Genomic DNA, 17,642 nt, shown 5'->3' on the forward strand with positions numbered 1-17,642 from the left:
AGGTGCGCGTCGCGCTGTTCGTGACCTGCGTCAACGACACGCTGTTCCCGGGGACGGGGCGGGCGACCGTCCGGTTGCTGGAGCGGCTCGGATGCCGGGTCGAGTTCCCGGAGGCCCAGACGTGCTGCGGCCAGATGCACTTCAACACCGGCTACCGCGACGACGCGCTGCCCCTGGCGCGCCGGGTGGGGGAGGTCTTCGCCGGGTACGACGCGGTGGTCATGCCGTCCGGCTCGTGCGCGGCGATGGTGCGCGAGTGGTACCCGACGCTCGGAGTGGAACCGCCATCGGGCGTGTACGAGCTGGCGGAATTCCTCGTGGACGTGCTGAAGGTGGAGGACGTCGGAGCCTACTTCCCGCATACCGTCACCTACCATCCGACCTGCCATTCGCTGCGTTCCCTACGGCTTGGTGAGCGGCCCTACAAGCTTCTCTCGGCCGTGCGTGGTTTGACGTTGAAGCCGCTAGGAGGGTCTGACGAGTGCTGCGGTTTCGGCGGCACGTTCTCCCTGAAGAACCCTGCCGTCTCGGCCGCCATGGGAACCGACAAGGTCCGTAACGTGCTGGACACCGGCGCCGAGGTTCTGTGCGCCGCCGACAATTCCTGCCTGATGCACATCGGCGGCACGATGCGTCGCGAACGCGCGGGCGTACGAGTGATGCATCTGGCGCAGATCCTCGCCTCCACAGAGGAGAACCCGGCATGAGTCCTACGTTCGTCGGAATGCCGCCGTTCCCGAAGGCGGCCGCCCGGGCGGTCGACAACGCCCAGCTGCGCCACAACCTCCACAAGGCCACGCACACGATCCGCGACAAGCGGGCGGCCGTGGTCTCCGAACAGCCCGACTGGGCCGCTCTGCGGGCCGCCGGGGCCGGACTGAAGACCCGCGTCCTGCGGCACCTGGACGACTACCTGGAGCAGCTGGAACGGGCCGTCGAACGGGCTGGCGGGCATGTGCACTGGGCCGCCGACGGCGCCGAGGCCAACCGCATCGTGCTCGACCTCGTGCGCGCGACGGGGGAGACCGAGGTCGTCAAGGTCAAGTCCATGGCCACGCAGGAGATCGGCCTGAACGAGGCCCTCGCCGAGCAGGGGATCACCGCCTACGAGACCGACCTGGCCGAGCTGATCGTGCAGCTGGGCGACGACCGGCCCTCGCACATCCTCGTCCCGGCCATCCACCGGAACCGGGCGGAGATCAGGGAGATCTTCCAGCGCGCGATGGCCTCTTGGGGCCGTCCGGCGCCTGACGGCCTCACGGACGAGCCGCGCGCCCTGGCCGAGGCGGCACGCCTGCACCTGCGCGAGAGGTTCCTCTCGGCGAAGGTCGGCATTTCCGGAGCGAACTTCGCCGTAGCCGAGACCGGCACGCTGGTGGTGCTGGAGTCCGAGGGCAACGGCCGGATGTGCCTGACCCTTCCGGAGACGCTGATCTCGGTCGTCGGCATCGAGAAGCTCGTGCCAACGTGGCAGGACCTCGAAGTCTTCATGCAGCTCCTACCGCGTTCCTCCACGGGCGAGCGCATGAACCCGTACACATCCATGTGGACGGGTGCGGCCGAGGGCCAGGACTTCCATCTGGTCCTCTTGGACAACGGCCGGACGAACGTCTTGGCTGACGAGGTCGGACGCCAGGCGTTGCGTTGCATCCGCTGTTCAGCCTGCCTGAACGCGTGCCCTGTATACGAGCGCGCAGGAGGGCACGCCTACGGCTCGGTGTATCCCGGGCCGATCGGCGCGATCCTGACACCTCAGCTACGCGGCTTCAGTTCCGAGCTGGACGAGTCCCTTCCGTATGCCTCTACGCTCTGCGGCGCTTGCTACGACGTCTGCCCAGTAGCCATCAACATTCCGGAAGTGCTGCTGCACCTGCGCGCCGAGGTCGCCGCATCGGGCGCGCACAAGGGCGAGAAGCTCGCCATGGGCGCGGCTAGGCGCGTGCTTTCGTCGCCCGGTCTCCTGGCTGCCGGCCAGCGCACCGCGGGCCGCTTCCGGAAACTCACCCCGCGCCGGCTGCCCGGCCCCTTGGCCGCTTGGACGGACACCAGAGACATACCGGCGCCCCCGACCCAGTCGTTCCGCGACTGGTGGGCCTCACGGGAGGAGAAGTAGTGGGCTCGCGAGAGACGATCCTCGCGCGCGTGCGTTCCGCGCTGGCCGACGTCCCGTCCGCCGAGACGCCGGACGATGTGCCGGTCCCGCGCGACTACCAGCGCAGCCGATCCGGGCTCGACCTGGTGGAACTGCTGGTCGACCGCCTGGTGGACTACCGCGCTGTCGTTCACCTCGACCCGTCGGTGGCCGACCTCGCGCGCGCACGAGGACGGCTGATGGTGCCGACCGGCGTGCCATCCGAATGGCTTGCCGGCGTGGAGGTCGTGCGGGACGAACCGCCGCTCTCTGCTACCGAACTGGACGCGCTGGACGGCGTCCTCACAGGCTGCGCGGTCGCCATCGCCGAAACCGGCACGATCGTGCTCGACGGTGGTGAGGACCAAGGCCGCCGCGCCCTGACCCTCGTCCCCGACTACCACCTGTGCGTCGTCCGCCGCGACCAGATCGTCCGGACCGTCCCGGAAGCGCTGGAACGCCTGGACCCGTCGCGCCCGCTCACCTGGATCAGCGGGCCGTCCGCCACCAGCGACATCGAACTCGACCGTGTCGAGGGCGTGCACGGGCCCCGCACCCTCGAAGTCGCCATCCTCTGACCTACCTCGAAGTCGCCATTTCTGACCCTGCCGCCTCGAAGCCGCCGTCCTCCGACCTCGCCCAGAGCTCCCTGACATCTCCATCCGTATCCGAACCGGCGTCCGGTGGGCCGGCTTCGTGGCTTCCGCATGCCCACCTCAAGTCCCCCCGATCCGAGGAGACCCATGCGTCATCCCACCCTGCGCGCGAGCCTGCTCGCCGCGACGACCCTGGCGGGCCTGGCCGTTCCGACGGCCGCGTCCGCCTCCGACTCCGCCTTCGCTGACTGCTCGGGCCCGATCCGTCCCGCGTCGGTGATGAGGATCGAGGCGTGCGACACGCCTTCGCGGATCATCGACAAGGCCGCGAACATCGTCCCGCGTGAGGGCCAGATCAACTGGCAGCGCAAGGAGGTCACCACCTTCACGCACTTCGGCATGGACACCTTCACCAACCGCGAGTGGGGGTCCGGAGCCGAGGACGAGGACACGTTCGCGCCCAAGAGCCTGGACGTCGACCAGTGGATGCGCGCCTACAAGGCCGCCGGTGCCAAACAGGCGATGTTCACGGTCAAGCACCACGACGGGTTCGTCCTTTACCCGACCCGGTACAGCAACCACTCGGTCATCGCGAGCCCTTGGTGGGTCCGTACGTCCGGATGCGGTTCCGCGGACGCGGCCAAGGCGGCTCGTGCGCGCGCGGAGGCCGCTCGTGGGTCCGACCCGTCCGCCTACTGGCAGGTGCGCGCGGCCGGATGCGAGAACAAGCAGGGCGACATCCTGGCGCAGTACGTCGCCGCAGCCCGCCGCGCCGGACTCAAGGTCGGCATCTACATCTCCCCGGCGGACGGCGCGGAACTCCCGCACGCCTGGCACCGCGAGTGGGTCAAGCAGGTCGTCGCCAAGCACGACGCGGGCAAGCCCCTCAGCATCGAGGAGCAGGCCACCTACGACGACCGCGACCGTGACCCGAGCGGCCAGGGCCGCTACGGCAGCGGAAGCGCCATCGCGCCGCGCACGATCCCGACCCTGGTGAAGAACGACGACCGCGCCAAGGCCGTCGCCAAGGGCAAGCTCCCGTCCTTCAAGTTCGCTACGGACGAGTACAACGCCTACTACCTGAACCAGCTGTACGAGCTGTTCACGCAGTACGGCCCGATCGACGAACTGTGGCTGGACGGCGCAAACCCCTGGTCCGGCGAAGGCATCACCGAGAAGTACGACTTCACCGCGTGGTTCGACCTCATCCACAAGCTGTCGCCTAACACGGTCGTCTTCGGCGGCCCCCAGGGCATCCGCTGGATCGGCAACGAGAACGGCGTCGCGCGCGAAACCGAGTGGAGCGTGACGCCCGCTACAGCGGAACCGCGCAGCTACCACAACGAATGGCTTCTGCCGGAAGGCGCGTCCGTCGCCGACATCGGCTCACGCGCGAAGCTGACCGCGCCTGCCGCGAAGTACCTCCAGTGGTTCCCTGGCGAAGCCGACGTGTCCCTGCGCCCCGGCTGGTTCTTCCACCCGGACCAGAAGCCCAAGACCCCGTCGCAACTGGTCGGCCTGTACGACCAGTCCGTGGGACGGAACGCCTCGCTACTACTGAACATCCCGCCCGCCGCGGACGGCAAGGTCGCTTCCGAGGACGTGAACGCCCTCACCTCGTTCGGGCGCGCGATCCGGGAGACCTACTCCCGCAACCTGCTCGCCGGCGCGCGTCCTACCAAGGCGGCCCACGCCCTGACCGACACTCGGCTCGGCACGTCCTGGCAGGGCGGCTCCCTGGACCTGAACGGACCGACCACTTTCGACCGCATCCGCCTGGGCCAGGACATCACGCGAGGCCAGCACGTCGAGGGCTTCAACGTCGAAGCCTGGAACGGGTCCGCCTGGAGCACTCTTGTGACGGGCACCACGATCGGCTACAGCCGCATCCTGGCGCTGCCCGCCCCGGTGACCGCGTCCCGCATCCGGGTGGCGGTCACGCAGGCCCGTGCAACCCCCTACATCACGACGCTCGGCCTGTACCGGACGTCCGCCCCTAGGTAGCTCCATGGCCAACTCGCCCGCCGCCTAGAGCGGCGGGCGAGTTATCCACAGAACGCGGTTCTAGTCGGGTGGCGTCGGCGACGGCTGGTACCAAGGAGGCATGACAGACCCAACGACGCCCGACGCGCCCCGCGACAACGCTGAGCAGCACCTGCGTGGTGACGCTGAGCAGCACCTGCGTGGTGACGCTGAGCAGCACCTGCGTGGTGACGCTGAGCAGCACCTGCGTGGTAACGCGGAACGCTGCCTGCGGGGGCTCGCGGGCGAGGGCGCCCGGCTCCGCGACGACCAGTGGACCGCCATCCGAGCGCTGGTCGTCGAGCGCCGCCGCGCCCTGGTCGTCCAGCGCACCGGCTGGGGCAAGTCCGCGGTCTACTTCGTCGCCACCCGGCTGCTCCGCGACCGCGGCGCCGGCCCGACCGTGATCGTCTCCCCGCTCCTCGCCCTGATGCGCAACCAGATCGAGGCCGCCGAGCGCGCCGGCATCCGCGCCCGCACGGTGAACTCGGCGAACACCGACGCCTGGGACGCGGTCTTCGCCGAGGTCGAGGCGGGCGAGGTCGACGTCCTGCTGGTCAGCCCCGAACGGCTCAACAACCCCGACTTCCGCGACCAGGTGCTGCCCAAGCTCGCCGCCGGGGCCGGGCTGGTCGTGGTCGACGAGGCGCACTGCATCTCCGACTGGGGCCACGACTTCCGCCCCGATTACCGCCGCCTCCGCACGCTCCTCGCCGATCTCCCGCCCGGCATCCCGGTCCTCGCCACGACCGCCACGGCCAACGCCCGCGTCACCCAGGACGTCGCCGAACAGCTGGCCGGCGTCCGCCCCGCCACCCTCGCGGACGAGGACGTCCCTCCCACAGCCGCGTCCAACACCATTCCGGTCGAAGCGCCGACAGCGGACGCCGGGCCTGCCGCGGATGCGGCCGCGACGGCACTGGCCTCGGAAGGGGCCTTGGTCCTGCGGGGCTCGTTGCAGCGGGAGTCGCTGCACCTCTCCGTGGTCGAGCTGCCATCGGCCGACCAGCGCGTGGCCTGGTTGGGGGAGCAGCTGGACGCGCTGCCCGGGTCCGGCATCGTCTACACGCTCACCGTGGCCGCCGCCCACGAGATCGCCGGATACCTCCGCGACCGCGGCTACGCCGTCGCCGCCTACTCGGGCCAGACCGATCCCGACGAACGCCTCCAGGCCGAACGCGACCTGCTCGACAACAAGCTCAAGGCGCTGATCGCCACCAGCGCCCTCGGCATGGGCTTCGACAAGCCCGACCTCGGCTTCATCGTGCACGTCGGCGCGCCGCAGTCGCCCGTGGCCTACTACCAGCAGATCGGCCGCGCGGGCCGCGGCGTCGACCGCGCCGAGGTGATCCTGCTCCCGGGCCGCGAAGACCGCGACATCTGGGCCTATTTCGCCAGCCTCGCCTTCCCGCCCGAGCCGGTCGTCCGCACCACCCTCGACGTCCTGGGGGCGGCCGGCCGGCCGCTGTCCACCTCCGCGCTGGAGCCGATGGTCAACCTCGGCCGCTCCCGCCTGGAGATGATGCTGAAGGTCCTGGACGTGGACGGCGCCGTCCACCGCGTCAAGGGCGGATGGGAGGCCACCGGCCACCCCTGGCAATACGACCGCGCCCGTTACCGGCGCGTCGCCGCCGAACGCGAACGCGAGCAGCGCGCGATGCTCGACTACATCGCCACCGCGTCCTGCCGCGAGGAGTTCCTCCGTCGCCAGCTGGACGACCCGTCCGCCGCCCCCTGCGGCCGCTGCGACAACTGCACCGGCGTCCACCGCCCGGCCGAGGTGTCCGCCGCGGGAGCCGCCAGCGCCCGCGACCGCCTGCAACGTCCCGGCGTGGACGTCCAGCCCCGCCGCATGTGGCCCACCGGCGTCAAGGACGACCCGGGCGTCTCCGGCCGCATCCCCGCCGCCGAGCAGGCCGAGGAGGGCCGCGTCCTCGGCCGCCTCACCGACATCGGCTGGGGCAACCGCCTGCGCGCCCTGTTCGCCGACCAGGCCCCCGACACCGAGATCCCGCCCGACATGGTGGACGCCGTCGTGAAGGTCCTCGCCGCCTGGAACTGGTCCACACGTCCCGCCGCCGTGGTCTCCATCGGCTCCCGCAGCCGCCCCCGCCTCGTCCGGAGCTTCGCCGCCCGCGTCTCCGAGATCGGCCGCCTGCCCTACCTGGGTGAGCTCGTCCCTATCGGCGAGCCCACCCCGCGCCGCCACAACAGCGCCCAGCGCCTCCGCTCCGTCTGGCACGACCTGACCGTCCCCGACGACCTGGCCGCCGCCGTCGCCCAGACCCCCGGCCCGATCCTGCTGATCGACGACCGCATCGACACCGGCTGGACCATGACCGTCGCCACCCGCCTCCTCCGCCAATCAGGCGCCCCAGCCGTCCTCCCTCTCGCCCTAGCCGTCCCATCATGACCGCCCACCCCGAAGCACTCGCCGACGCCCACCTGAGCTAACGGGAGGGCTCCAGGGCCAAGAGTCGCCAAGATCTGGCCGCCCCATCCAGGCAACCTGGCAACGCCGACGAATCCGTGTAAATCCCGCATCGGGCCGACCGAGATCGAATAGATTTTCGAACATGATTCCGGGCTTGCTGTGCCTCCCTGACTGGCTGGACGAGGACGACAGGCAAGACTTGATGGCGGAGATCGACGCGGCGCCGTGGTCGTCCCCGCTCAAGCGACGCGTCCAGCACTACGGCCACCGGTACGACTACGGCAGCCGCGGCGTGGCCGCCGACGCCCCGGCCCCGCCGCTCCCCGGCTGGGCCCTGAAACTGGCCCGCGACCTGCACGAGGAGGGATATTTCGAGAACGAGCCCGACCAGGTGATCGTGAACGAGTACGAGCCGGGCCAAGGCATCAGCGCCCACGTGGACTGCGTGCCCTGCTTCGGCCCGGTCGTCGCCTCGATCAGCCTGCTCTCCCACTGCGTCATGGACTTCACGCACCCGGAGGACAAGTCCCGCGTGCCCGTCCCCCTCGCCCCCGGCACCCTCTGCGTGATGACCGGCCCGGCCCGCTACACCTGGCGACACGCCATCCCCGCCCGCAAGACCGACCCCGCCCCCGTCGGCCGCCTCCCCCGCTCCCGCCGAGTCTCAGCAACCTTCCGAACCGTCCTCTGACCTCCTCCCCAAAACCCGAGAACAACCCCCGCGCCCGCCCCCAACACAAGTCGCGCCTCCGCCCCACACCCAGCACAAGCCACGCACCACCCCGACTCGCCATGAGCGCCGCACAAGTCCCACGCCCCACGGCAGCGCCCGCGCTCGACACAATGGCGCGCGCCGGGTCAGCGCCCAACGCGAGACCCGGGCCACGTTCGGGCTCGGCACAAGGTCCGCGCCAAGCTTGCGCTCGGCGCAAGGCGCGCAGCAAGCCTGCTCGCGGGATTAGGTGCGGAACAAGCCTGCGCCTGGCGCAAGGTGCGGACCGCGGCCGAGCTTGGATGGGCCTGCACTGGGCCGCGCTCAGTTGCGGCGCTCGCACTCGGGGCGAGGCGCGTGCTGCCGCGCTCGGTGAGGCGTGCACCAGAGCCGCGCTTGGGATGAGTCGTGGACTGGGAGCGCGCTCGGGATGAGGTGTGCGCCGGAGGTGGCTCGGGGGCGGGGCGCGTATCGGGCCTGTGGCTCGGTATGCGGTGCGGGAGAGCGGGTGAAAGGTTCGGCGGCGGGTTTGGAGTCGGCTTGTGGCGATGACGGCGGCGGCGTGCGTCGCCGCTTGTGCCATCGACGGGTGGGGGCGGGTGAGGTCGAGTTGTGCCCTCCTGGCTGGTGCGATGTGGAGGCGAGCCTGATGGCTTGTCGGGGTGGGGGCGTCAACGGAGGTTGACGCTTTGCTGTAGGTTCATCCCATGGCGAACGACCTTGAACTGGTGATTTTCGACTGCGACGGCGTGCTCGTGGACAGCGAGCCGATCGCGGTGCGGACGCATTCGGCCGTGCTGACCGAGCTCGGCTGGGCGGTGAGCGAGCAGGAGGTGATGGAACGGTTCGTGGGACGCTCGACCGCGTCCATCAACGAGATGATCGAGGCCCGGTTGGGGCCCGAGCTGACCGTTGAGGCCGAGCGGCGCTTCAAGCGGCTGCATGCCGAGGCCGTGGACGCCGAGCTTGTCACCGTCGAAGGCATCGAAGAGGCGCTGGACGGCGTCGGGCTTCCGTTCTGCGTCGCGTCCAGTGGAAGCCACGACAAGATGCGGCACACGCTGGGCCGCACAGGCCTATACCCCCGCTTCGAGGGACGGATCTTCAGCGCGACCCAGGTCGCGCGCGGCAAGCCGGAGCCCGACCTGTTCCTGTTCGCCGCGTCCGAGATGGGCGTGAGGCCGGAAGCCTGCGTCGTGGTCGAGGACAGCCGGTACGGCGTCCAGGCCGCGCGCTCCGCAGGCATGCGCTCGTTCGGCTACGCAGGCGGCCTCACCCCCGCCGAGTGGCTGGAAGGCCCCGGCACCGTGGTCTTCGACGACATGCGCAAATTCCCCGAACTCATCGAAAATCTGCCCCTCTGATCCTGGCCGCCCAGCCCCCGAACCTCGCCCCACCTCACCCCGCCCCCGCCCCGTCCTCCCCGCCCCCCGCCCCACTCCGCCTTACAACCCGCGCACACACGCCCTCCGCCTGGCTGCGCCCTCCACCTGACCGCGCCCCTCGGCTGGGCGCCGTATCTGCTGGGCCGCGATTTCCATCAGGGCGTGCCCTCCGAGGTGGCGGCCCCTTCACTTGGGCGCGTCTTTCGCCGGGGCGCGTCTTCGCCCGGCCGCGTCCTTCGGCCAGCTGCGCCAGCCAGCTGGACGCGCCCTTTGACTGGGTGAAGCCTCCGCCAAGGCGCGTCCGTCACCTGTTCGCGTCCTCGGTTGGGTGAAGCCTCCGCCATGGCGTGCGTCCTTCGCCTGGTGGCGCCCGTCGCCTGGCCGCGTCCTTCGGCTGGGTGCTGCCTCCGCTGGGCCGCGTTTCCGTCAGAGCGCGCCTTCCGCTGTGGCGGCCCGGTCATCTGGCGCGTCTTCCGCCAAGGCCGTCCACTACCAGGGCGCGTCCTCCGCCAAGTGGAGCCCGTCACCTGGGGCGTCCTTCGGCCGAGTATCGCCTCCGCCGAGACGCGTCCTTCGCCTGGCCGCGTCCGTCACCTGGACACGCCCCTCGGTTGGGCGTACTCCCCGCTGGGGCGCGTTCTCCACCTCCTGGCGCCTCCCCTTGCCGCATCCTTCGAAGGGCGCCGTCACCCCTGGGGCGCGTCTTCCGCTTGGGGGCCCTTCGCCAGGCTGCGTCCTTCACTTGGCCGCGTCCTTTGGCTGGGGGCCATGTCCGCCGGGGCGCGTCCTTCGACTGGCGTTGCCTCCGGCTAGGCGCGTCCTTCGCGTGGACGTGCCCTTTGGCTCGGCACCACCAAGGCGCGGCCGTCATCTGGGGGGGGCGTTCCTCGGCTGAGTGCCGCTTCCGCTAGGGCGCGTCCACTACCAAGGCGCCCTCCGTGGTGGCGGCCCCTGTCACCTGGTTGCGTCCTCAGCTGGGCGCGCTCGTCGGCAGGGTGCCGCCTACGTCTTAGCTGGCGGGCCGCCTTTGGCTGGGTGGGGCGCTCGTCTGGACGGGCTCTCCGTGTGGGCACCGCCTGTTGGAGGGCTGGCTTTCCTCGGCAGGCTTTAGCTCGCGGGCTGGTCTTTGGCAGGGGGTGGGTTAGGGAGTTCCGAGGAGGGTGGCCAGGTGGTCGGCCAAGGTGGCGATGGCTTCTAGGTCGGGGCCGGTGCGGGCGATGGTGAAGCCGTGGGTGCGAGCGTGGAAGGCCGCTCGGACGGCGTGGAACTGGGCCCAGCGGTGGACGCGGTCGCGGTCCAGTTCGGCCGCGTCGGCGAAGATGTCCAGGGCGCGGTTGAAGGCCTTGGCGTGGTCGTCCGATTGGAGGAGGGACAGGGCGCGCGACTTGAGGAGGGCTCCGACGTCGTAGGCGGGGTCTCCGGCGTGGCCCTTGGGGTCGATGGCCAGCCAGGGCTCGCGGTCGGCGCGCAGGATGTTGCCCGGATGCAGGTCGCCGTGGACGAGGGTGTCCGGCTGAGTGCCGCCCAGGTCCTCCGCGGTCTCGATCGCGGCGTCCACGACCCGGTCGGGCATGGTGTGCGGAAGTTGCTCGGCGTCCTTGCGCAGCTCGTCGGCCCAGGCCGGAGCGTGGTCCCGCAGCCGGGGGAGGTGCGGGGGAGCGGGGATGGCCAGGCGGCGGCTGAGGCGGCCGGCGATCCGGATGATCTCGTCGTCGTCCGCGAGGTCGGCCAGGGTCTCCGGGTGGGCGCGTTCCAGGAGCAGCGCGAACCGTTCGTCATCGCGTTCGTGCAGCTGGACGGCCCCGCGTCCGGCCCAGGCGGCGAAGGCGTCCGGTTCGTGGACGTTGCCGGGATGGGTGAAGGACACCTTGAGGACGGCCGGTCCGGAGGGTGCACGGACCGGCACGACGATGCCCACGGCGCCGTGTGTGACCTCGCCGTCCGGGGTGCATGACCAGCGTTCCAGCAGCTCGTCCACGATCTTGGGGAGCCCGACGAGCCAGCGTGATCCCGGCTCGCCCTCCCGGGCGACCGTGCTCCGCGCGAACGCCTCCGGCACATCGATCATCCGAGCACTCTATGTGTCCCGGCCGACCCTACGTGGGGCGTTCGCGAACGCTCCCTGCGCTGGAGTGTTGCGCGGTCGTCGCGTCCTGTGCTGAGACTTGCACGACGCGTGGTCCCGGACTGGACGTCACGTGGACGCTCGCACGCTTGAGCGTTGTACGGGTGCGCGCGGCGGGCGGGGGCGGGTTAGTGGATGGGGTTGTCGAGGACGTCCAGGGAGGGGCGGGCGCCGAGGTGTTGGAGGGCCTGGGCGGCGAGGCGGTTGCCGGCGGCGAGGGCCTCGGCCGGGGGCTTGCCGTCCAGCCAGGCGGGGAGGAAGCCGGCGACGAACGCGTCGCCCGCGCCGGTGCCGTCGACGATCTTCTCGACCGGGTCGGCGGCGACGGTGACGGCGTCGGGGCGGCCGTTGGAGTACCAGAGCGAGCCGTCCGCGCCGTTCTTGATCACGACCTGGGGGTACCAGGCGGTGAGCACCTTGGCGGCGGCCTCGGGGTTGTCGCGGCCGGTGAGGACCTCGGCCTGGGCGGTGTTGAGGACCAGCAGCCGGGCGCCCTGCGTCCACTCCAGGAACGGCTCGGCGCCCATCCGCTTGAGCGGCGAGGAGGACGCGCCGTCCACCGACACCGACATCTGCGCCTTGCGGGCGAGGTCGAGCGCGTGGATGGCGGCCTTCCGGGACCCCTCGTTGATCAGCGAGTAGCCGGAGAGGTGGAAGTGGACGCCCTGGGTGAACAGGTCCTTGCAGCGCTCGACGTCCTCGGGCAGCAGCGCGCTGTTGGCCCCGGGGTCGGACAGCATCGTCCGGTCGCCCTTGTGGGTGACCAGGACCACGCAGGTGCCGGTCGGGCGCTCGGAGTCCATCACCAGGCGCGCGTCGACGCCGTAGCCCATCAGCTCCATGTCGCGGTTGCGGCCCGCGATGTCGGAGCCGCGGCGGCCGACGAACGCGGCCTCGGCGCCCTCCAGGGCGAGCCAGGAGGCGACGTTGGCGCCGGACCCGCCGCCATGGGTGGTGACGGCCGCGGGAGTGTCGCTGCCCTTGGCGAGGGGGTAGGCGGCACGTGCCACGGTGTCGGTCATCAGGTCGCCAACCACGACTACCCGGGTCATGGGGTCATCACCTCGATCAACACGGCCCGCGTGAGCGGCGGAGTGGGCGTAGGCACGACCGTAACAGCTCTTGACCTCCGATGAGGTCTCGAACGCGCGTCGGGGCCGCGGACATGCCGCCTCTCACGCCCGGACCGGGGCATTCCCGGTCGAGGCGGCCGCAACGGCACGGATGCCCGTGGCCTAGTCTCGGTGGCGTGACCGGGGAGAGCAAGCCGGACTATCCGGACCAGTGGGAGGCCGACGTCGTCCTCGCGGACGGCGGGACGGCGCATCTGCGCCCGATCCGGCCCGCGGACGCCGATCTGCTGCGGTCCTTCTACGCCCGGCTGTCCGCTGAGACGATCTACTACCGGTTCTTCTCGCCGCGGCCGCACTTGTCCGACCGTGAGATCCAGCACTTCACGACCGTGGACTACGACCGCCGGGTCGGGCTGATCGCCACGATCGGCGGCGACATGGTGGCGGTCGTCCGCTATGACCGGCTCACCGACCGTCCTGGCACCGCCGAGGTCGCCTTCCTGGTCGAGGACGCCCATCAGGGACGCGGCCTGGGGCCCGTCCTGCTGGAGCACATCGCCGCAGCCGCGCGCGAGCGGGGCCTGCACCGGTTCGTGGCCAGCGTGCTGCCGGACAACCGGCGCATGACGCGGGTCTTCAGGGAGGCGGGCTACCGCGCTGAACAGCGCTTCGAGGACGGCGTGATCGAGCTCGTCCTTGACCTTGAGCCTACGGAAACGTCTGTGGAGGTCACGTCCGCGCGTGAGCACAGGGCGGAGGCACGGTCCATCCAGCGGCTCATGACGCCTCACTCGGTGGCCGTGGTGGGAGCGAGCCGCGCTGAGCACAGTGTGGGGCAGACCGTCCTGCGGAACCTGCTCGGTGGGGATTTCAGCGGTCCCGTCTACCCGGTGCATCCGACCGCTACGGCGGTGGCCGGTGTGCGCGCGTACGCGTCCGTGCTGGATATCCCGGACGACGTGGACCTGGCGGTGGTGGCCGTCCGGGCCAATACCGTCCATGAGGTCGTGGAGCAGTGCGCCAGTAAGGGCGTCCATGGGCTGGTCGTGGTTTCGTCGGGATTCGGCGAAGCCGGGCCGGAAGGACGGGCGCGGCAAGAAGAACTGGTCCGGCTCGCCCGCGCCTACGGGATGCGTGTGGTCGGCCCCAACTGCCTTGGCATCGCCAATACCGATCCGAACATCCGGCTTAACGCGACCCTTGCCCCGACCCTGCCTGGACGCGGGCCAGTGGGGTTCTTCTCGCAGTCGGGTGCGCTGGGCACGGCCATCCTCCAGCGCACCGCGGAACGCGGTCTCGGCCTCTCCACGTTCGTTTCGGCAGGAAACCGGGCGGACGTGTCCGGCAACGACCTCATGCAGTACTGGGAGGAGGATCCGGCTACCAAGGCCGTCCTGCTCTACCTGGAGTCCCTGGGGAACCCTCGCAAGTTCGCGCGGCTGGCTCGACGGCTGTCGCGACGTAAGCCGATCGTCGCGGTCAAGAGCGGACGCAGCACGCAGGGCGTCCCGCTGGGGCATGCTGCGCGCGCGCTGAGCCTGCCCGACCATGCGGTGAGCGCCCTGTTCGCGCAGGCAGGAGTGATCCGGGTCGACGACCTTTCCGAGCTTTTCGACGTCGCGCAGCTGCTCGCCTACCAGCCCCTCCCGGCAGGCGACCGGATCGCCATCATCGACAACTCCGACTCGCTGGGCCTCCTGGCACAGGACGCGGCCGTCGCTCTAGGGCTGCGCGTGAGGCCGCCCGTCGACCTGGGCCCCCTGGCAGACGCGGACGCGTACGAGGAAGCCCTCGCCACCGCCCTGCGGGACGAGAACGTCGATGCCGTCGTGGCGCTGTTCACCCCGCCCACGATCGGCGGCTACGACCTGCGCGTCCCGGAGAAGATCCTGCGGCTCGCGGCCGGCTCGTCCAAGCCGATCGTGGCGACGTACCTGGGGTCCAAGGGCATGCCCGGCGACCTGCGGATCAACGCGCCGGACGGGAGCGCCTCGGCCGGGTCCGTGCCGTCCTACCCGGCCCCGGAGGACGCCGTCCGCGCGCTGGCCTACGTGATCAGGTACGCGCAGTGGCGGCAGCGTCCGCCCGGGCGCATCCCCGACCTGGTGACCGCGGAGGACCGCCGCCGCGCCCGCGCGCTGGTCGGCGGCTGGCTGGAGGCCGTCCCCGCCGACGGCGCACCGGTCGCGGCCTCGCGCGCGCAGGCGGCGGAGCTACTCGCCTGCTACGGCATCCACCTGGCCGAACCGGAACCGTCCGCGGAGGGGCCGGCCGGCGGCGAGGCGGCAGGGCCGGTCGGGGGCGGGGCGGCAGGGCCGGTCGGGGGTGCGACGGAAGGGGCGCTGGAGGCCGCTGAGGAGGACTGTGGCGGCTCGGGAGTGCCCGTCCGCATCGTCACCTCAGAGGACGCCTCGTTCGGCGCCGTGGTGGCGTTCGGGCTCGCGGACGAGACCGCCGCGCTGCTGGACGACCGCGCCTACCGGCTCGCGCCGCTCACCGACGCCGAGTCCGCCGCGATGGTCCGGGCCGTCCGGACCGCGCCGCTGCTGCTCGGCCACCGGGGCGCCGAACCGGTGGACGTGTCGGCCCTGGAAGACCTGCTGCAGCGGGTCGCGAAGCTCGGCGACGACCTGCCCGAGGTCGCCCGCCTGGAGCTGGACCCGGTGATCGCGGACGCCTCGGGCGTGTCGGTGCGCGGCGTCCGGTTGCGGCTGCAACGTCCGATGGGCCCGCGCCCCGAACTCGGCCCTCGCCGCCTGGGCTAACGCCCGCCTCCGACCTTGTTTCGGGACGGTCAGGACGGTGGGCCGGGCGGGGCCGGGCCGGGTTCCGGCGGGACCGGATCAGGCGCAGGGCCGGGCGGGATGGGATCCGGCGCGGGCCCCGGCGGGACGGGCCCTGGCGGCGGCTGGGGCGGACTAGGAGGCGGTTCCGGCGGCGGGACGGGGGGTTGCGGCGGCGGCGCCGGCTCCGGCCCGGGGCGCGGGATCGGCTGGGGCGAGGGAAAAGGATCTCTGTCTGCCATGTCCCCTTCCGTACCCATCTCCGGCGCTGCCCGACCCTGCCACCCCGCGAGCCCAGGGGTGTCCGGCCGGAAGAACGGACCGGAAACGCCCATTCAGGAGCAGACTCCGGCATCCGGCGCCCGGCCGCCGAAACCGGCCCCGGATGCTCCAAGGACGGCGCGGGCGGCGGCCTCGTGCGCCCGGGCGGGGAAATCGGGCCCGGAAGCCGGTGCGGAAGGGCCTGCCCGTGTGCGGGCACGGCCCCGGACAGGGCAGGATGGACACATGAGGGAAACCCGAGCGACGGCTCACGGGTTGCGCACCGCCATCGAGCGCAGCGGTTACTACCCGGGCCTGGTCGCGGACGCGGTCGAGTCCGCCATCGGCGACGAGCGCGTCGTCGCGTACGTGGTCCACCACGAGGCGGCGTTCGACCCCGCCATGGAGGTGCGCCGGCACGTCACCGTGCTCGCGCTGACCGCGACCCGGCTGCTGCTCTGCCACACCGACGAGCACCCGCCCGGCGACGGGATGGCCCGCCCGCACGCGTCCACCACCACCGAGGCCGTCAAGCTCGACGGCGTCCAGTCGGTCGCGCTCACCCGGGTCGTCCCCGATCCGGAGGCCTACGTGCCGGGGATGCCGCCCAGCGAGGTCGTGCTGACCCTCGGCTGGGGCGCGATCGCCCATATCGACCTCGAACCCGCCACCTGCGGCGACGAGAACTGCGAGGCCGACCACGGCTACACCGGCAGCGTCACCGCGGACGACCTGTCCCTGCGGGTGAGCGAGGCCGCCGACGGCGCCGACGCCGTCGTCCAGGTCCTGGCCTTCGCCGAGGCCCTGTCCGCCGCCACGGCCCGGTGACCCCCGCGCCCGCCCCGCGGCCCGGCCCTGTGCCGGACCCGGCGGCGTTCCCCGGCGCGGACGGCGGTGGGGGCGCTGCCCTGGGGCGGAGCGCCTTTCCCCGGCCGACTCCGGCCCCCGGCATGGCGGACGGCTTGGGAACGTCGCCCTTTCCACTGGACGGCTCGGAAGCGCCCCCGGCGCCCGTCCCGCCATACGGGTCGAGGACGTTGTCGGACCTCACGACATCCGTCCTAGGGACGCTGGGGGTGCCCAGGGCCGACAACCCCCTGGGCCTGGCTCCGCTCCCGCGCGTGTGCGTGTTGGTCATCGACGGTCTCGGCTGGGACCTCCTGCGCGCGCACCCGGACGAGGCGCCCTTCCTGAACTCGCTGTCCGGAGGCCCTCTCTCAGCCGGACTGCCCGCGACCACGGCCACCAGCCTGGGATCGCTCTCCACCGGACTGCCCCCTGGGGCTCACGGCTTGCTCGGCGTCCAGGTCGCCGTGCCCGGTACCGGACGGCTGCTGAACTGCCTCAGATGGCAGGACGAGCTAGCCGAACCCGCTGAATTCCAGCCCGCGCCTACCGTTTACGAGCGTGCTGCTAGGGACGGTGTCGCCACGTCCTACATCGCTCTGGGGCTGTACCGCGACACCGGGCTCAGCAGGGCGACGACGCGTGGCGCGACGCACATCCCGGCCAGCGGCCTAGGGCAACTGGTCGCCCAGGCCGAATATGCGCTGCGCCAAGGCGATCGTGCGTATGTGACCGTCTACCACGCGGATCTGGACTCGACAGGTCACCAGTTCGGCTGCGGCTCCCCGCATTGGCGGCACCAGCTGCGCTTCATGGATTTGCTGGCCGAGCGCATAGCGGCGGTCCTGCCGTCCGGGGCGGCGCTCTACGTGACCGGTGACCATGGCATGACCGACCCGACGGTTCGGGTGGACGCGGACACCGTTCCTGAGCTGGCGTCCGGAGTCGCGATGCTCGGCGGGGACGCCCGCTGCCGCTACGTCTACACCGAGCCCGGCGCTCAGGACGACGTCCTGGACGCCTGGCGCGGGACGCTCGCCGACCAGGCGTGGGTCCTGTCCCGTGAGGAGGCCGTGGCGGCGGGTTGGTTCGGGCCGGTCGTCCCAGCGCTTCTGCCCCGGATCGGCGATGTCGTTGCCGTTCCGTTCACCGACCTCGCGATTGTGGCCAGCTCCCGCGAACCCTGGCTGGAACGCATGGTCGGTATGCACGGGTCCCTGGTTTCGGCCGAACAGCTCGTCCCATTGGTGATGGCGGTTCGCGACTGAACCCCT

Annotated in this window: 12 protein-coding genes; 10 read left to right on the forward strand and 2 right to left on the reverse strand. The window is 71.4% G+C overall.

Translation table 11 applies throughout. The features are described from left to right. Positions 1 to 2: 2 nt before the first annotated feature. From FHU30_RS05075 to FHU30_RS05105, 7 genes are all read left to right on the forward strand, one after another. Positions 3 to 707, forward strand: coding sequence for a (Fe-S)-binding protein (locus FHU30_RS05075; protein ID WP_253872165.1), 705 nt, complete (start codon positions 3 to 5; stop codon positions 705 to 707). After that, a complete protein-coding gene (locus FHU30_RS05080; RefSeq protein WP_253872167.1) occupies positions 704 to 2,113 on the forward strand; it encodes a LutB/LldF family L-lactate oxidation iron-sulfur protein in 1,410 nt (469 codons plus the stop codon). The genes FHU30_RS05075 and FHU30_RS05080 overlap by 4 nt, the downstream gene beginning before the upstream one ends. Next, positions 2,113 to 2,709: a LutC/YkgG family protein gene (locus FHU30_RS05085; RefSeq protein ID WP_253872169.1), complete on the forward strand. Its 597-nt coding sequence runs from the start codon at positions 2,113 to 2,115 to the stop codon at positions 2,707 to 2,709. Before FHU30_RS05080 ends, FHU30_RS05085 begins: the two co-directional genes overlap by 1 nt. Positions 2,710 to 2,874: 165 nt before the next feature. After that, positions 2,875 to 4,731, forward strand: coding sequence for an alpha-L-fucosidase (locus FHU30_RS05090; protein WP_253872171.1), 1,857 nt, complete (start codon positions 2,875 to 2,877; stop codon positions 4,729 to 4,731). A 100-nt stretch (positions 4,732 to 4,831) separates the two neighbouring features. Beyond that, positions 4,832 to 7,162, forward strand: coding sequence for a RecQ family ATP-dependent DNA helicase (locus FHU30_RS05095; protein ID WP_253872172.1), 2,331 nt, complete (start codon positions 4,832 to 4,834; stop codon positions 7,160 to 7,162). A gap of 163 nt (positions 7,163 to 7,325) precedes the next feature. Next, positions 7,326 to 7,874, forward strand: coding sequence for an alpha-ketoglutarate-dependent dioxygenase AlkB (locus FHU30_RS05100; RefSeq protein ID WP_253872174.1), 549 nt, complete (start codon positions 7,326 to 7,328; stop codon positions 7,872 to 7,874). A 728-nt stretch (positions 7,875 to 8,602) separates the two neighbouring features. Next, positions 8,603 to 9,259: an HAD family hydrolase gene (locus FHU30_RS05105; RefSeq protein WP_253872176.1), complete on the forward strand. Its 657-nt coding sequence runs from the start codon at positions 8,603 to 8,605 to the stop codon at positions 9,257 to 9,259. A 1,162-nt stretch (positions 9,260 to 10,421) separates the two neighbouring features. Here FHU30_RS05105 and FHU30_RS05110 read toward each other — a convergent pair. Then, entirely contained in the window at positions 10,422 to 11,348 is a 927-nt protein-coding gene (locus FHU30_RS05110) for an aminoglycoside phosphotransferase family protein (protein WP_253872178.1), read from the reverse strand. A 185-nt stretch (positions 11,349 to 11,533) separates the two neighbouring features. Further along, positions 11,534 to 12,457 (reverse strand): carbohydrate kinase family protein, encoded by a 924-nt coding sequence (locus tag FHU30_RS05115; RefSeq protein WP_253872180.1) that lies wholly within the window; start codon positions 12,455 to 12,457, stop codon positions 11,534 to 11,536. A gap of 197 nt (positions 12,458 to 12,654) precedes the next feature. Here FHU30_RS05115 and FHU30_RS05120 point away from each other — a divergent pair, with 197 nt between their 5' ends. The 3 genes from FHU30_RS05120 to FHU30_RS05130 all read left to right on the forward strand — a co-directional run bounded on the left by FHU30_RS05120 (position 12,655) and on the right by FHU30_RS05130 (position 17,636). Continuing rightward, positions 12,655 to 15,243, forward strand: coding sequence for a bifunctional acetate--CoA ligase family protein/GNAT family N-acetyltransferase (locus FHU30_RS05120; protein ID WP_253872182.1), 2,589 nt, complete (start codon positions 12,655 to 12,657; stop codon positions 15,241 to 15,243). Positions 15,244 to 15,768: 525 nt separating this feature from the next. Beyond that, positions 15,769 to 16,350: a DUF5998 family protein gene (locus FHU30_RS05125; protein ID WP_253872184.1), complete on the forward strand. Its 582-nt coding sequence runs from the start codon at positions 15,769 to 15,771 to the stop codon at positions 16,348 to 16,350. A 293-nt stretch (positions 16,351 to 16,643) separates the two neighbouring features. Then, a complete protein-coding gene (locus FHU30_RS05130; protein ID WP_253872186.1) occupies positions 16,644 to 17,636 on the forward strand; it encodes an alkaline phosphatase family protein in 993 nt (330 codons plus the stop codon). The last annotated feature ends 6 nt before the right edge of the window (positions 17,637 to 17,642 follow it).

It is taken from the genome of Actinomadura rupiterrae (assembly GCF_024172125.1).
In the GTDB taxonomy this organism is placed as follows: domain Bacteria; phylum Actinomycetota; class Actinomycetes; order Streptosporangiales; family Streptosporangiaceae; genus Spirillospora; species Spirillospora rupiterrae.

Coding starts and splice junctions, on each gene's coding strand:
- FHU30_RS05095 (WP_253872172.1), top strand. CDS start 4,832: ATGACAGACCCAACGACGCCCGACGCGCCCCGCGACAACGCTGAGCAG.
- FHU30_RS05080 (WP_253872167.1), top strand. CDS start 704: ATGAGTCCTACGTTCGTCGGAATGCCGCCGTTCCCGAAGGCGGCCGCC.
- FHU30_RS05125 (WP_253872184.1), top strand. CDS start 15,769: ATGAGGGAAACCCGAGCGACGGCTCACGGGTTGCGCACCGCCATCGAG.
- FHU30_RS05105 (WP_253872176.1), top strand. CDS start 8,603: ATGGCGAACGACCTTGAACTGGTGATTTTCGACTGCGACGGCGTGCTC.
- FHU30_RS05110 (WP_253872178.1), bottom strand. CDS start 11,348: ATGATCGATGTGCCGGAGGCGTTCGCGCGGAGCACGGTCGCCCGGGAG.
- FHU30_RS05115 (WP_253872180.1), bottom strand. CDS start 12,457: ATGACCCGGGTAGTCGTGGTTGGCGACCTGATGACCGACACCGTGGCA.
- FHU30_RS05090 (WP_253872171.1), top strand. CDS start 2,875: ATGCGTCATCCCACCCTGCGCGCGAGCCTGCTCGCCGCGACGACCCTG.
- FHU30_RS05100 (WP_253872174.1), top strand. CDS start 7,326: ATGATTCCGGGCTTGCTGTGCCTCCCTGACTGGCTGGACGAGGACGAC.